The sequence below is a fragment of the Pseudomonas sp. I8001 genome, assembly GCF_013385345.1.
Lineage (GTDB): Bacteria > Pseudomonadota > Gammaproteobacteria > Pseudomonadales > Pseudomonadaceae > Aquipseudomonas.
Window position 1 is genome coordinate 51821 of record NZ_JACAQC010000009.1, and the last position, 14201, is coordinate 66021.

Here is a 14201-nt window from a genome sequence, read left to right on the forward strand (position 1 = left end):
CGCACTGGAACACCGGAATTGGAATGCGATCAATAATGTGGGAGCGGCGGTGCGACGATTCGACTTGCTCGCGAAAGCGGTAGGTCAGTCAGCACATGTATTGGCTGATCCACCGCCTTCGCGAGCAAGCCCGCTCCCACATTTTGACCGTGTTTGTTCAGGAAAAAGGAGGTGTCGAGCGCGCGACAATCGCTTCCACATTCACACCCCGCGGCAAGGTGCCATAGACCCGGCCCGACGACTCACCCAGTCGGCTGGCGATAAAGCCATCACTCACACTGGCATTGCCCGCCTCCAGCAGCAGCTTGGCCTGCAACGCCACCGCGATGTCCTCGGTGAGTTGGCGGGCACGGTACTGGATGTCCTGAGTGTCCATGAACGCCGACTTCAACTGCTCGATATGCCGCGCCAGGTGCTTGTGGCCATGACCATCCCCCAGCTCGACAAACAGCGCCTCCAATACGCCCGGTTCTTTGGACAGGGCCCGCAGCACATCCAGGCACTGCACATTGCCGGAACCTTCCCACGTCGAGTTGACCGGCGCCTCACGGTACAAGCGCGGCAGGATACTGTCCTCGACATACCCCGCACCGCCCATGCACTCGGCGGCTTCGTTGATCATCGCGGGCGCGCGCTTGCAGATCCAGTACTTGCCCACCGCCGTCACCAGCCGGGCGAATTTGGCTTCCTGTTCGTTATCCAGATGGTCCAGCGCGCGCCCCATGCGCATGCTCAAGGCCAGGGACGCCTCGCTTTCCAGGGCCAGGTCGGCCAGTACGTTCTGCATCAACGGTTGCTCGCTGAGCACCCGGCCACCTACCAGGCGGTGAGCGCAATGATGGCTGGCCTGGGTCAGCGCCTGGCGCATCAGGGCGCTGGAGCCGACCATGCAATCGAAGCGGGTCATCGCCACCATCTCGATGATGGTCGGTACGCCGCGCCCTTCTTCACCGATCATCCAGGCCAGCGCGCCACGAAACTCCACTTCGCTGGAAGCGTTGGAGCAGTTGCCGAGCTTGTTTTTCAGGCGCTGGATGTAGAACTCGTTGCGGGTGTCATCCGGGCGGTGCCGGGGCAGCAGGAAACAGGTCAGGCCCTTGTCGGTCTGGGCCAGGGTGAGGAAGCCATCGCACATCGGCGCGGAGCAGAACCACTTGTGCCCCACCAGCTCATACGCCTGGCCCGGGCCGCCGGCGCCCACCGGGTAAGCGCGGGTGGTGTTGGCGCGCACGTCGGTGCCACCCTGTTTCTCGGTCATGGCCATGCCGATGGTGGCGCCGGCCTTGTGGGCGATGCCGACGTTGCGCGGGTCGTATTCGGTGGCGAGGATTTTCGGCAGCCAGGTTTCAGCCAGGTCTGGCTGCAGGCGCAGGGCCGGGACGCAGGCGAACGTCATGGTCAGCGGGCAGCCGGTGCCGGCTTCGGCCTGGCTGTGCAGGTAGGTCATCGCCGCGCGGGCCACATGGGCGCCGGATTGCGGATGGGCCCACGGCAACGACGGCAGGCCGTGTTCGACGGCGGTGCGCATCAGCTCGTGGTAGGCCGGATGAAACTCCACCAGGTCGATGCGATGGCCAAACCGGTCATGGCTGTTGAACACCGGTTTGTTCTGGTTGGCCAGGAACCCGGCTTCCATCAGCGGCCCGCCCGCCAGCGCACCATAGGTGTCGATGCGCTGCTCGGCCCAGCCGGCGCCGAAGCGTCGGGACCAGTCTTGCAGCGGCAAGTCGATACGGTACAGATTGGTGCCGTCCAGGGACGGTGGCTGGTTGGTGACGTCGTGGGTTTCGGCGAACTGGTGCAGGTGCATGACGGGCCTCCTGAAAAAAGGCCACGTTCATTGAGGCCTGAATTTCAGTTAAGCACCGTCACCCGGGTTAAAAAAGTGGCATAAACGCCTAATTGGCGGCGCTTTCACCCTCAACCATATGCAACAACCGCAGTTGCAGCACCCGTTGCAGGGCCTCGAAACGTACCGGTTTGGCCACTCGGTCGGTGATACCCACGCCGTGGCAGCGCTCGCGTTCCGGGGCTTGTAACGAGGTGCTCAAGGCGATCACCGGCAGCTCACCACAGCCGGGCAACGCACGGATCTGGCAGCACAGCGAAAAGCCGCCCTCGGGCACATCCAGCAACACTGCGTCGAAGGTTTGGCTCTGCAGCAACGCCAGGGCGGCCGGCCCATTGTCGACGGTTTTCACCCGATAACCGAGCTTGAGCAACATGCCGCGCACCACCAGTTGCGCCACGCTGTTGTCGTCCACCAGCAGCACCGTGCACTCCTGCGGCGTGCGTTGCGCCTGCGGTACTCGCCGCACGGCAGCCGGTTCTGGCTGGACGGGGCTGACTGCAAGTTCCAGCTGGAAGCGACTGCCGCGCCGCGGCTCGGAATTGTGGGTGAGGCGCCCACCGAGCAACTCGATCAATTGCCGGCAGATCGCCAGGCCAATGCCCATGCCGCCGTATTGGCGAGTGGTCGAGCCATCGAGCTGGAAGAAGCGCTGATACAGGGTCGCCTCATCGAGGTAGGCGAAGCCGATGCCGGTGTCAGTGACAATGAAGGTCAGGCGCAGCGTTCCGTCCGCCTGGGGCACACCGACCACCCGCACACGCACCGAGCCCTCGTGGGTGAACTTGAAGGCATTGTCCAACAGGCAATCCAGGCACTGCGCCAGCTTGCCGGGATCACCGTTGATGCGGTCCGGCAGGTCTTCTGCCAGATCAATGGAGAAGGCCAACCCTTTGTTCTGGGCGCTGGCCGCGAACTGCTGGCGCAAGGTGTCGAGCAGCCCACGCAGGCTGAACACTTGGGGTTGCGGGCTGAGGCGCCCGGCCTGCAATTCGGTGAGGGTGAGGATGCCGTTGACCATGCGCATCATCTCGCGGGCCGCACCGGAGGCGGTTTGATGGTACTGCGCGAGGTCGCCTGGCAGCGGCTCGGTCTGCATCAATTCCAGGGAGCCGATCACACCGTTCATCGGCGTGCGCAGCTCGTGGGTCAAGGTGGCGAGGAATTCATCCTTGAGCTGGTTGCTGTGGGCCAGTTGCGTGTTGAGCACTTCGAGTTTCTGGCTGGCGTCGAACAGGATTTGCGCCTGTTGCTCGCGCATCGAATTGATCCGGTCGGCCAGCGCCAGGGACAGCAAGGCCACTTCCAGTGCCGAGCCGATCTGGCTGGCGTACATCGTGAGGAACACATTGGGCAGGTAGCCCAGCACCATCATCGTATTGACTACACCGCCCAGCAGGAACGCGGTCCAGGCGATGATGAAGTAGCGCGCCATGCGCTGGCCGCAATACCAGGCCTTGATGGCCGCGACGAAGATGGTCACGGTAAAGACCAGCGCCAGGGCGGTGGCCAGGCGCAGCGCCAGCGCATAACTGGTGAACAATGCCAGCACCATCACCACCCCGCCGCTGACCGCCAGGGCCAGCAACAGCCGGTTGATCCAGCGACTGTAAAGCGCGGTGTGCAGGAAACTGCGGGCAAAGAGGCTGCCGAACAGCGCCGCCGAACCGATCAGGAAGGGCACCGCCGCGTTCGCCCACCACGGGTTATTCGGCCAGAAATACTGCACGGCCACGCCGTTCACCGACAGCTGATACAGGCCGAACGAGGCGATATAGAGGATGTAATAGAGGTAGCTGGTGTCGCGCACGCTCAGGTAGATGAACAGGTTGTAGATCAGCATGCCGAGCAACACGCCGTAGATCACACCCAGCACGTACAGGCGCAATGGCTGTTCTTCGAGGTACGCGGTGGTGGACCAGAGGGTCAGCGGTGCCTGGATCGAGCCCTGGCTTTGCAGGCGCAGGTACAGGGTTTCCTGCTGGCCAGGGACGAAGTCGAGCTTGAACAGGTAGTTGCTCTGGCGGATTTCGCGGCTGGAAAACGGCAGGATGCTGCCGGTGCGCGACACCAGTCGATAGTTGCCGACACTGTCAGGCTCGTACAGCTCCAGTTGGTTCAGCGGCGGGTAAGCCAGTTCCAGCAGCCAGCGGCGCGGGGCATCCGGGCGCTGTGCGCGGTAATGCAAATCGACCTTGAGCCAGAACACCGAGCGCGAATAGCCGGCATTCAATGTGGCTTTGTCGTGGGTCTTGAAACGACTGGCGAGGACCGGCGAGCTGATATCGCCAATGGTCAGGGCGCCACTGGGGTCCTCAAGGACTTGCATCACTTGGCCCAGGGGCAACCGCGTGGTGGTCTCGTTGAACTCGACTGCGCCGGCCAGCATCGGCAGCCCGGTCAACAGTAACATCAGCAAATAGCGCATAGAGCCCCAGCGTGACCTGTCCGGTTATGTCAAAAGCCTCCATTCCTTTTGAGCAGACGTAAACCGGCGATACAGTTATTGGTTTGAATCCACTCTAGCATAGCCATTACAGGCCAAAAGACACCATTGAAATAATTTTTTGAAAGGCTCTAGAGCGGGCATTACAGGGCATTTGACCTGTATTTCACGATGATAGCAAACAGCCATTTCCACCTTCGCCTCCGCTAAAAATTCAACCATCGCCCGACAGCCACCCAAAAAGCGTTTGGTGGTAAGCTCGCGCACCATGAATATCTACAGCTCTCGCCCCGTTGTCCTCTGTCTCTCCGGCCATGATCCCAGTGGTGGCGCCGGCTTGCAGGCAGATATCGAAGCCCTGCTCGCCCAGGGCTGTCATGCGGCCCCGGCCGTCACCGCGCTGACTGTGCAGAACACCGTCAACGTCAGCGATTTCCGCGTGCTGGATCGCGAGTGGGTGCTGGCCCAGGCCAACGCCGTGCTCGGTGACTCCGAAGTGGCCGCGGTGAAACTGGGCATGCTCGGTTCCCTGGAGATGGTCGACACCGTGGTCGAACTGCTCAAGGCGCACCCGCATTTGCCGGTGGTCTGCGACCCGGTGCTGCGCGCCGGCGGCGGCGGCAGCCTGGGCAAGGACGAGGTCGGCTACGCCATGCGCGAGCGGCTGTTGCCGCTGTCGTTGATCGCCACCCCCAACCTGCCTGAAGCACGCATCCTCGCCGAATTGCCCGAGGGCACGGCGGACGAGTGCGCCGCAAAGCTGCTGCCGTTCATCAAGCACCTGCTGATCACCGGCGGCCACGGCGACGAGCACGAAGTGCACAACCGCCTCTACAGCCGCGACGGCACGCACCAGACCTTTACCTGCCAGCGCCTGCCCGGCAGTTATCACGGTTCGGGCTGCACCCTGGCCAGCGCGCTGGCCGGTCGGTTGGCACAAGGCGAAGGGTTGGTCAGCGCGGTGCAATCGGCCCTCAACTACACTTGGCGCACCCTGCGTGACGCTGAACAACTCGGCCAGGGGCAATTCGTGCCTCGTCGTCTGCCGTTGGATTTCTGCTCGTAACACCAAGAGGCCTGCCCGATGAAACTACGTGGCCTTTATGCCATTACCGACAGCCAACTGTTGGCCGGCAAGTTCCTGGCCTACGTCGAAGCGGCGTTGGACGGTGGCGTGACCCTGCTGCAATACCGCGATAAAAGCAGCGACGAAGCGCGCCGCCTGCGGGAAGCCGAAAAACTGCGGGAGCTGTGCTCGCGCTACAAGACCCAACTGATCATCAACGATGACGCCGAACTGGCCGCACGCCTCGGCGTCGGCGTGCATCTGGGCCAGACCGACGGCCCGCTGACCCCGGCCCGTGCGCTGCTCGGTTCCAAGGCGATCATCGGCTCCACCTGCCACAGCCAGATCGAACTGGCCGAGCAGGCTGCCCGCGAAGGTGCCAGTTATGTCGCCTTCGGCCGCTTCTTCAATTCCAACACCAAGCCCGGCGCGCCGGCAGCCACCGTTGAACTGCTGGCCCAGGCCCGCGCGCGGTTGCACCTGCCGATCTGCGTGATCGGCGGCATCACCCTGGAAAACGCCGAGCCGCTGGTGGCCCACGGTGCCGACTTGCTGGCAGTGGTCCACGGCCTGTTTGGTGCCGACAGTACCCAGGAAGTCACGCGCCGCGCCCGCGCTTTCAACGATCTTCTAAAATCTTGAATTCAGAGAACACGATCATGTCCCGTTCCGAAACCCTGTTTGCCAATGCCCAGAAACACATCCCCGGCGGTGTGAACTCTCCCGTGCGAGCGTTCAAGAGCGTTGGCGGCACCCCACTGTTCTTCAAGCATGCCGAAGGGGCCTACGTCACCGACGAAGATGACAAGCGCTACGTCGACTACGTGGGTTCGTGGGGCCCGATGATCCTCGGCCACAGCCATCCGGAAGTACTGGACGCGGTGCGCCAGCAGCTGCAACACGGCCTTTCCTATGGCGCACCGACCGCCATGGAAACCGAGATGGCTGACCTTGTGTGCTCCATCGTGCCCTCCATGGAGATGGTGCGGATGGTCAGCTCCGGCACCGAAGCCACCATGAGCGCGATACGCCTGGCCCGTGGGTTTACCGGCCGCGACAGCATCATCAAGTTCGAAGGCTGCTACCACGGCCACTCCGACAGCCTGCTGGTCAAGGCCGGTTCCGGTGCGCTGACCCAGGGCGTACCGAGCTCCGCCGGGGTGCCGGCCGCGTTTGCCAAACATACCCTGACCCTGCCGTTCAACGACATCGCTGCCGTCGAGCAGATGCTCAGCGAAGTCGGCCAGGAAGTGGCGTGCATCATCGTCGAGCCGGTGGCCGGCAACATGAACTGCGTGCCGCCGGCGCCGGGCTTCCTGGAAGGCCTGCGGGAACAGTGCGACAAGCACGGCGTAGTGCTGATTTTTGATGAAGTGATGACCGGCTTCCGCGTTGCCCTCGGCGGCGCCCAGGCTTACTACGGCGTCACGCCGGACCTGAGCACCTTCGGCAAGATCATCGGCGGCGGCATGCCGGTGGGCTGCTTCGGCGGCAAGCGCGAAATCATGCAGCACATCGCGCCGCTGGGCCCGGTGTACCAGGCAGGCACCCTGTCGGGTAACCCGCTGGCCATGGCCGCCGGCCTGACCACCCTGCGCCTGATCAGCCGCCCGGGCTTCCACGCCGAGCTGACCGACTACACCACTCGCCTGCTGGACGGCCTGCAACAGCGCGCCGATGCCGCCGGCATTCCGTTCGTGACCACCCAGGCGGGCGGCATGTTCGGCCTGTACTTCAGCGGCGCCGACGACATCGTCACCTTCGACGATGTGATGGGCAGCGATGCCGACCTGTTCAAGCGCTTCTTCCACCTGATGCTGGAAGGTGGCGTGTACCTCGCCCCGAGCGCTTTTGAAGCCGGCTTCACCTCGATCGCCCATGGTGATGCCGAGCTGAAACTGACCCTCGATGCCGCCGAGCGCGCCTTCGCCGCCTTGAAATAAGCGGCGCAAAAATCCGACGTCGCCCCTGGCGGCGTCAGATTTGCTACTTTGCTTACAGACATTTCCGTCTTTTTTCGAGAATTCACCTGCAATCCGGCAGATAACTTGCCCACGCAGCAGAAAAACGAGTAAAGACTTTGTAAGCAGGTGCCTGCTTATTTCATAATGCGCGCTTATTGGATCCCCCCGTGGGTCCCGCGCCCCGTCAGAGGTAAGTCGATTCCCATGAAACGCACCGGCCGCACCCTGGTTCTGGGCTGCCTGTTGCTCCTTCAGCCGCTGCTGGCGTATGCCCAGGCAGGCGGCAACTCGTTGTTAATCCCAGCGATGGGTCGTTGCACCCTCAATACCCAGCCGGAAAGCCAGGCCGAAGCCCTGAGCGCGTGCCAGAAACAGGCCGATGGCGGGGATGCGCAGGCGCAATACGAGTTGGGCGAGTACTTCTACGACAGTAAAAACCCCGCACGCGACCTCAACAAAGCCTTGAGCTACTTCGAGAAAGCCTCGTTGCAGGGCCACGCGCAGGCGCAATTCCAGCTGGGCACCATGTTTTTCCACGGCGAAGGCGTACCAGCCAATAACGTCCAGGCGTACATCGTGCTGAAAATGGCGGCGGTGAACGGCGCCGAAGATGCACTGGACACGGCCGACGAAGTGGCCGAACACATGCAGCGCGACGAACTGGAAGTGGCTACCCAAGTGCTGGGACAGATTTTCCGCAACTACCTGCAGGAACTGCAGAGCGCAGATGGCAGCTCGCCGTTTTCGCCGCTGCCGGATCCTTCAAGGTGATAACAGATAACCCTGTCGATGCGCCTTCGGGCCAGCTACATGGGCAATCGTCATACCGGCACTCGCCATTCGCCGCACTGATCGAACATACAAAAGCCCTTCTCGGGTGCAAGCAACCGGTGTCACCCGATCAGTGATCGGATCGATAACTTCGGCGAGGATTTGCCCGGCCGCCAGGTAATCCCCCACCTTCGCGCAAAACACAATCAAGCCTCCCACTGGGCTCACCACCGGTTCTACTCCCGCCAACGGCGTTGGCGCATTCAGTAATGGCGGTAGCGGTGGTGCCTGGCCGTCAATGGCTCCCCGTTGAATCAAGTAGTCGATCAACGCCTGGCAATCCTGACGCGCCAGTCCGTGATCCACATCGGCAACACCCCGCAGCTCTACAGTCACAGCAAACCCCGGTGCCGAAAAGCGCCCGGGAAAACGCGCCTGCATGTGCGCCCAGAACAACGTAAAACACTCATCGAACGATTGCCCGCCGGCCTCTTTGGCCAAAAAACACGCCCTGGCTCCCAGGTAACGGGCCAAAGGCTCCACGTGCAACCAGAAATCCGGCGACAAATACAAATGCTGCACGGCCTCGAAATCGCAATGAAGGTCCAGCACGATATCGGCATCGCAGGCCAGCGTTTGCAGGGTCAAGCGCATGGATTGCAACTGTGTCGCCGGCTCCTGGCTGGCCAGTGTTTGCAGCAAGGCGCCACGGATCAGTTGCAGATTGGCGCCCGGTTCATCCGCCAACAGGGCTTCGACGCGATCACCGACCTGCTGGCTGACGTCGAGGAAGAAACGATTGAAGTTTTCCCGACTGTCGTTATCGAAGCGCCCCTGGGGCACATCCATCAACACTTGCTCCAACCCCAGCGGATTGGCCACCGGCACCACCACAACCGACCAACGCATCAACCCTGCTGCCTCCAGGTGCGCCAGCCGCTGCTTCAGATGCCATAAGACCAGCATGCCCGGCAGTTCATCGGCGTGCAGGGACGCCTGGATATAAACCTTGCCGGCTGCATTGGCCGGGCCGTAATGAAAACTGCGAATCTGTCGCGTCGTCCCCGGTACGACCTCCAACAACTCATGCACGTGGGTCTGCATTTCGATCTCCTATCGGGCCGCATCCAGAAAACGCAGCCAGCGCCGTTCAGCCAGGCGAAACAAACCTACCAAGGCAAAGGTAATGCACAGGTAAAGGGCTGCTGCGAAGCCGAATGATTCAAAGGTCAGGAAGGTTGCGGCGTTGGCATCCCGTGCCACTTTCAGGATATCCGGCACCGTGGCGGTGAACGCCAACGTGGTGGAATGCAACATGAAAATCACCTCATTGCTGTAGTAGGGCAATGAGCGGCGCAATGCGGACGGCATGATCAGGTGGACATACAGCTTCCAGCCGTCGAACCCCAGGGATCGGGCGGCTTCGACTTCACCACGAGGCATCGCCCGAATGGCGCCCGCGAGAATTTCCGTGGTGTAGGCGCCGGTATTCAGGGCAAATGCCAACAGCGTACAGTTCAGCGCCTCACGGAAAAACGCATCCAGCACGGGCTGTTCACGCACGGCGGCAATGCTGTAGATCCCGGTATAAAAGATCAGCAACTGGATATACAGCGGCGTGCCGCGAAACAGGTAGGTGAAGCATTGCACCGGCCAACGCAGCCAGCATCTGGATGACACCCTGGCGATGGACAAGGGCAGTGCCAGCAGTAGGCCAAGACACAGCGAGGCACTGGTCAGCCATAGGGTCATGGCCAGGCCGGTAAGTTGTTGACCGTCGGAATAGATGAACGGCCGCCAGTATTCCTGGATCAACTCGATCATGGTGACGACTCTTGCGCACCGACGCCGTAACGACGCGCCAGCCAGCGCAAGGCAAGGTTTGAAACGCTGCTGAGCAACAGGTAGATCGATGCGGCCATCAGCAAAAAGGCCAATAACTGCTGGCTACTTTTGCCCGCTACCTGGGCGACCTTGACCAAATCCGCCAAGCCAATGATCGACACCAGCGCAGTCGCCTTGAGTAAAACCATCCAGTTATTACCCAGCCCCGGAAGGGCGAACCGCATCATTTGCGGGAATATCACGTGCACGAAGCCCTGACTGAAGGTCATGCCCAAGGCCTTGGCGGCCTGGAACTGGCCGCGAGGTACAGCCAGCAGGGCACCACGAAAGGTTTCGGTGAAATAGGCGCCGTAGATAAACCCCAAGGTGAGTACGCCTGCGCTGAATGGGTCGATTTCGATGTAGGCCATGCCCAGTTCCTGCGTCAGACGACTCAAACCGGTTTGCACCCCATAGAAAATCAACAGCATCAACAGCAGGTCGGGCACCCCGCGAATCAGAGTGGTGTAGAGCTGTGCGCAGAGGCGCCAGGCCCTGACCCTGGACAGCTTGGCGCCAGCACCGAGCAGGCCGAACGCCAGCCCCAGCAGCAGTGACAGTAGCGCCAGTTGCAGTGTGACCCAGACACCGCCCAACAAGAGTGGCGCAAAACTGTCCAGGGTCGAGGTGAATTGAGTGAAGGTGGGCAACATGTTTGCGCTCTCGCTCGCCATTGAAGGACGGTCATTGACCGCTGAACATGTTCACACCCGGAAAATACTGGTCTTGCAGCCGAGCGTAGGTACCCTCGGCGTGCAGTGCCGCGAGGCCCTTATCCAGCAGGGCTTTCAGGGCATGATTGCCCTTGGCGATGCCGATGGCGCTTTTGGAGGGCATCAATGCACTTTCGATCGGCGGCCCGAGGACGAACCCCGCACCCTGGGCTGTGCGCATAAATCCGCTTTGCGCTTGCTGTGCATCCTGCAATGAGGCTTGCAGCCGCCCTGCCACGAGATCGGCATACACCTGTTCCTGATCGGCATAAGCCACGATCTTTATGCCCTGCCCGGCGAGCACTTGGCGGGCATAGACTTCCTGGGTACTGCCTTGCAGATAGCCAACAGCCGTACCCTTGGCCAGCTCAGCGCCGGGGCGGAGCACCATGGCGGTGGGGCTGGAAAATACCTCCGAGGAGAAATCAATCACCTTTTCTCGTGCGGCGGTGACCGTCACTGAGGCGAGGATGGCGTCGATCTTGCCGGCATTCAGACTGGGAATCAGCCCGTCAAAATCACTTTCAACCCATTGGCAGCGAACACGCAACTGAGTGCAGAGGGCGTTACCGATATCAACTTCGAACCCCGTCAACGTGCCTTTGTTATCTTTATAGGCAAAAGGCGCGTAATTGGGATCAACACCAAAACGGATGACGGCATAGTCATTGGCAAACAGTGGGGTGTTTAATAAAAGAACAGCGAATAACATCAGGATTGTTTTTTTCATTATTGTATTCCTCGTTATTAAATAAACAGCGAGACTGACTACACTTCGATAAGCGGAATCTCTCGCCGGACCAATAAAGAATCAACGGGTGCATCAAACTCCCGTGCCATTCGATGCCCCGAATACACCGCAGCAGCAATCGTGCCGGGCGCCACGCAATCGCCGATCAACGTCAGCGTGCCGATCCCGGCCGCGCGCACCTGTTCGGGTGCGCTGTTCAACGCCTGATACAACGCCTGCTCGGGTTCGCGTGAGGTGACCAACAGCAAGGAAGCGGCGGGAATGAAGCGTGTCCGCTCGGTGTAGACGCACCCTGCGACAAGGCCTTCAGGCATACACCTGACCAACGTATGGGACGGGACGATCGTAACGTTCAGCTCCAGCAGGCGGCGCTGGATGCGGTGTTGCTCAAGGGTGTTGTGGGTCCAGGCCGCCACATCCGCCGCCGGGGTGACGAATATCACTTGCACGCCCCGCGCCACCAGGTGCTCAGCCAATACGCTGCCCATGTAATAGTGATCGTCATCGAACAGCAGCACCGGTGAAGCCGGCAGGACACCGGCCATCAGATCATCCGGCGTGATGACGGGCAGGCTTTCCAGGCCCGGTAACGGTTGACGCAGGGCTCGTCCCAACCCGTCCCGCCGCCAGCGGGAGCCGGTGGCGATAAATACATGCTCTGCGGCGAAGTCCAGGATGTCCTGGGCCTGCAATCGACTCTCCCGATAAATCTCAACCGTCGCCAGGCGACTCAAGGCGTCCAACCGATAGTCGATTACCCGCCCCCAGTTCGCCAACCCTGGAAGCCGGGACTCCAGCGCCACCCGTCCGCCAAGGGTGCGCAAGCTGTCCACCAGCGCCACCTCCATGCCCCGAACGCCCAGTATTCGCGCGCACTCCAGCCCTGCGGGCCCTGCGCCGACCACCAGCGCCCGCCCAGGGTGATACGCACGATTGACCGACTCGGGGTGCCAGCCGCGCCGCCACTCCTCGCCCATGGTCGGATTTTGCGTGCAGCGCAACGGCGTGCTCGTGTGGTCGCCACTGACACAGACATTGCAGCCAATGCATTCGCGAATCTCGTCCGCTCGACCGTCTTCAATCTTCTTCGGCAAGAACGGGTCAGCAATCGAAGGGCGGGCCGCGCCAATCAAGTCCAGGACGCCACGGCGGACCAGCGAGACCATGGTGTCTGGCGAGGTGAACCGCCCGACGCCCACCACCGGCTTGCGGGTCAGAGTCTTCAGCCCCGACAGGAGGGTCTCTTGATAACCTTCCGAGGCAAAGCGCGCCGTTACACTGTCGTTGGACCAATCGGCGACGTTGACGTCCCACAAATCCGGCAAGTCCGCCAGCATCGAGAATATTTCAGCGCCCTCTCCATCGCGAGACAGGCCGTCGACCCTCTGCTCGTCTACCGCCAGGCGTACCGCCACGGCACACCGATCACCCACCGCATCGCGGGTGTCTTCAATCAACTCGCGCAACAGCCGCACGCGGTTTTCCAGCACACCGCCATACTCATCAGTACGGCGGTTGTTGCGTGGCGTGAGGAAATGGAACGGCACGCCGAGGTCATGCCCGGCATAGACATAGATGATGTCAAACCCCGCGTCGCGCGCCCGCAGTGCGGCGGCACGGTGCATGGCGCGCAGTTGCTGGATATCGGCACGACTCATGGCCCGGGCCTGTACCGGGTCATAACCACGCACCGGCGTATTGGAGGGCGCCCAGGGAATCTCACGACTGTAGCGGTTGGGGGCCGAGTAACCATTGAATGCCAACTCTACGCCGGCCAGTGACCCGTGCTGGTGGACGGCCTCACACATTCGCGCGAGCGCCGGGATGTCGCGCTCATCCCACAAGCGCGCCTCTATGTAGGGAGAGAACTCGCTCAGCGGGCTGATCTCACATTCTTCAGTGCAGACTACGCCCCACCCACCTTCGGCTTTTATCCCGCGCATGCGTGCCATGGCGGAAGGATGCACATGGCCCATGCCATTGCAGTGGGGAACTTGATAAAAGCGGTTACGGGTGCGAACCGGGCCTATTTGTACCGGCTCAAACAAAATGTCATAACGAGGATCGCGCACAGGGCTACTCCCGAACAGATAAGTCCGTTGATGACTGCGTCACAAGAAATTCGGTGTTAACTAATGCCAGGCGATAAAACGCTAATACCCTTGTATTCCAGGGCAGAGCCTTTTTGATGGAGAGTTAATTAAAAAAGTGGAACTCACGTCCCATTGAAACAGGCTTTTTATTATTGATGTATTCATGGCGCCCTCTCTGCATAAACAAAATCTGCTGTTTTTTAAACAGAATGTCCATGCACGAGAGGCAAGAATCAGAAATGCCCTACAAAATAGTTGAACGTCACTTCTCAGGCATCGGCATCGGAAACGGCATGACATTGCTCATGCCCCGGGCCTCGCTGATTTTCGGCGTGCCCAGGCGCTCGACTTCATCGATGCGCACGATCGAATGCATCGGCACAAAACTGCGCACTACGCCTTCGAACTGAGCCTTGAGTTTTTCCTCGCCCGGGTCGACGACCAGCTGCGTGCGCTCGCCAAAGACGAACTCTTCCACTTCCAGGAAGCCCCACAGATCACTTTGATAGATCTGCTTGGCGTACATTTCGAACACCTGGCCCTGGTTAAGGAAAATCACCTTGTAGATTGGAGCTTCACGTTTGGTCATGGTGGGCGGGTAACACATCGGGGGATTTAAAAGAGGGCGCGAACTATAGCATGGCGTCCGATGCACAGTGCTAGG

General features: G+C 61.0%; 12 protein-coding genes. 4 read left to right on the forward strand and 8 right to left on the reverse strand.

Annotated elements, in window-relative coordinates; all coding sequences use genetic code 11:
- Positions 1-157: 157 nt before the first annotated feature.
- Together HX839_RS08665 and HX839_RS08670 are read right to left on the reverse strand one after the other, a co-directional pair.
- Positions 158-1810: an acyl-CoA dehydrogenase family protein gene (locus tag HX839_RS08665; RefSeq protein ID WP_087693593.1), complete on the reverse strand. Its 1653-nt coding sequence runs from the start codon at positions 1808-1810 to the stop codon at positions 158-160.
- An 88-nt stretch (positions 1811-1898) separates the two neighbouring features.
- On the reverse strand, positions 1899-4277 hold the full coding sequence (locus HX839_RS08670) for a hybrid sensor histidine kinase/response regulator (RefSeq protein WP_008436587.1): 2379 nt from the start codon (positions 4275-4277) through the stop codon (positions 1899-1901).
- Between the two features lie 286 nt (positions 4278-4563).
- On the opposite strand from HX839_RS08670, the gene HX839_RS08675 reads away from it, so the two are divergent.
- From HX839_RS08675 to HX839_RS08690, 4 genes are all read left to right on the forward strand, one after another.
- Positions 4564-5361 (forward strand): hydroxymethylpyrimidine/phosphomethylpyrimidine kinase, encoded by a 798-nt coding sequence (locus HX839_RS08675; RefSeq protein WP_003215474.1) that lies wholly within the window; start codon positions 4564-4566, stop codon positions 5359-5361.
- An 18-nt stretch (positions 5362-5379) separates the two neighbouring features.
- Positions 5380-6003 carry a thiamine phosphate synthase gene (gene thiE / locus HX839_RS08680; protein WP_177020941.1) on the forward strand — a complete coding sequence of 208 codons (624 nt, stop codon included), beginning with the start codon at positions 5380-5382 and terminating at the stop codon, positions 6001-6003.
- Between the two features lie 17 nt (positions 6004-6020).
- The gene (hemL, locus tag HX839_RS08685; RefSeq protein ID WP_003215470.1) at positions 6021-7304 is read left to right on the forward strand and encodes a glutamate-1-semialdehyde 2,1-aminomutase; all 1284 of its coding nucleotides are present in this window, start codon (positions 6021-6023) and stop codon (positions 7302-7304) included.
- Positions 7305-7529: 225 nt separating this feature from the next.
- Complete coding sequence (locus HX839_RS08690; protein WP_177008851.1) at positions 7530-8096, forward strand: tetratricopeptide repeat protein; 567 nt, start codon at positions 7530-7532, stop codon at positions 8094-8096.
- On the opposite strand, the gene HX839_RS08695 is transcribed toward HX839_RS08690, so the two are convergent.
- The 6 genes from HX839_RS08695 to HX839_RS08720 form a co-directional block, all read right to left on the reverse strand.
- Positions 8088-9200, reverse strand: a complete 1113-nt coding sequence (locus HX839_RS08695) for a succinylglutamate desuccinylase/aspartoacylase family protein (protein ID WP_003215467.1) — start codon at positions 9198-9200, stop codon at positions 8088-8090. The genes HX839_RS08690 and HX839_RS08695 overlap by 9 nt on opposite strands.
- Positions 9201-9209: 9 nt before the next feature.
- Positions 9210-9920 (reverse strand): ABC transporter permease, encoded by a 711-nt coding sequence (locus HX839_RS08700; protein WP_003215465.1) that lies wholly within the window; start codon positions 9918-9920, stop codon positions 9210-9212.
- Positions 9917-10633, reverse strand: coding sequence for an ABC transporter permease (locus tag HX839_RS08705; RefSeq protein WP_177040872.1), 717 nt, complete (start codon positions 10631-10633; stop codon positions 9917-9919). The genes HX839_RS08700 and HX839_RS08705 overlap by 4 nt, the downstream gene beginning before the upstream one ends.
- A gap of 31 nt (positions 10634-10664) precedes the next feature.
- On the reverse strand, positions 10665-11423 hold the full coding sequence (locus HX839_RS08710; protein ID WP_177008854.1) for a transporter substrate-binding domain-containing protein: 759 nt from the start codon (positions 11421-11423) through the stop codon (positions 10665-10667).
- 38 nt (positions 11424-11461) lie between these two features.
- Positions 11462-13516, reverse strand: coding sequence for an FAD-dependent oxidoreductase (locus HX839_RS08715; RefSeq protein WP_177066953.1), 2055 nt, complete (start codon positions 13514-13516; stop codon positions 11462-11464).
- 283 nt (positions 13517-13799) lie between these two features.
- Entirely contained in the window at positions 13800-14126 is a 327-nt protein-coding gene (locus HX839_RS08720) for a DUF1820 family protein (protein WP_003215457.1), read from the reverse strand.
- Positions 14127-14201: the final 75 nt, after the last annotated feature.

Bases quoted from the DNA above. Each gene is read 5' to 3' on its own strand.
- thiE (WP_177020941.1), top strand. From the start codon at position 5,380: ATGAAACTACGTGGCCTTTATGCCATTACCGACAGCCAACTGTTGGCC.
- HX839_RS08705 (WP_177040872.1), bottom strand. From the start codon at position 10,633: ATGTTGCCCACCTTCACTCAATTCACCTCGACCCTGGACAGTTTTGCG.
- hemL (WP_003215470.1), top strand. From the start codon at position 6,021: ATGTCCCGTTCCGAAACCCTGTTTGCCAATGCCCAGAAACACATCCCC.
- HX839_RS08675 (WP_003215474.1), top strand. From the start codon at position 4,564: ATGAATATCTACAGCTCTCGCCCCGTTGTCCTCTGTCTCTCCGGCCAT.
- HX839_RS08695 (WP_003215467.1), bottom strand. From the start codon at position 9,200: ATGCAGACCCACGTGCATGAGTTGTTGGAGGTCGTACCGGGGACGACG.
- HX839_RS08700 (WP_003215465.1), bottom strand. From the start codon at position 9,920: ATGATCGAGTTGATCCAGGAATACTGGCGGCCGTTCATCTATTCCGAC.
- HX839_RS08670 (WP_008436587.1), bottom strand. From the start codon at position 4,277: ATGCGCTATTTGCTGATGTTACTGTTGACCGGGCTGCCGATGCTGGCC.
- HX839_RS08720 (WP_003215457.1), bottom strand. From the start codon at position 14,126: ATGACCAAACGTGAAGCTCCAATCTACAAGGTGATTTTCCTTAACCAG.
- HX839_RS08690 (WP_177008851.1), top strand. From the start codon at position 7,530: ATGAAACGCACCGGCCGCACCCTGGTTCTGGGCTGCCTGTTGCTCCTT.
- HX839_RS08665 (WP_087693593.1), bottom strand. From the start codon at position 1,810: ATGCACCTGCACCAGTTCGCCGAAACCCACGACGTCACCAACCAGCCA.
- HX839_RS08710 (WP_177008854.1), bottom strand. From the start codon at position 11,423: ATGAAAAAAACAATCCTGATGTTATTCGCTGTTCTTTTATTAAACACC.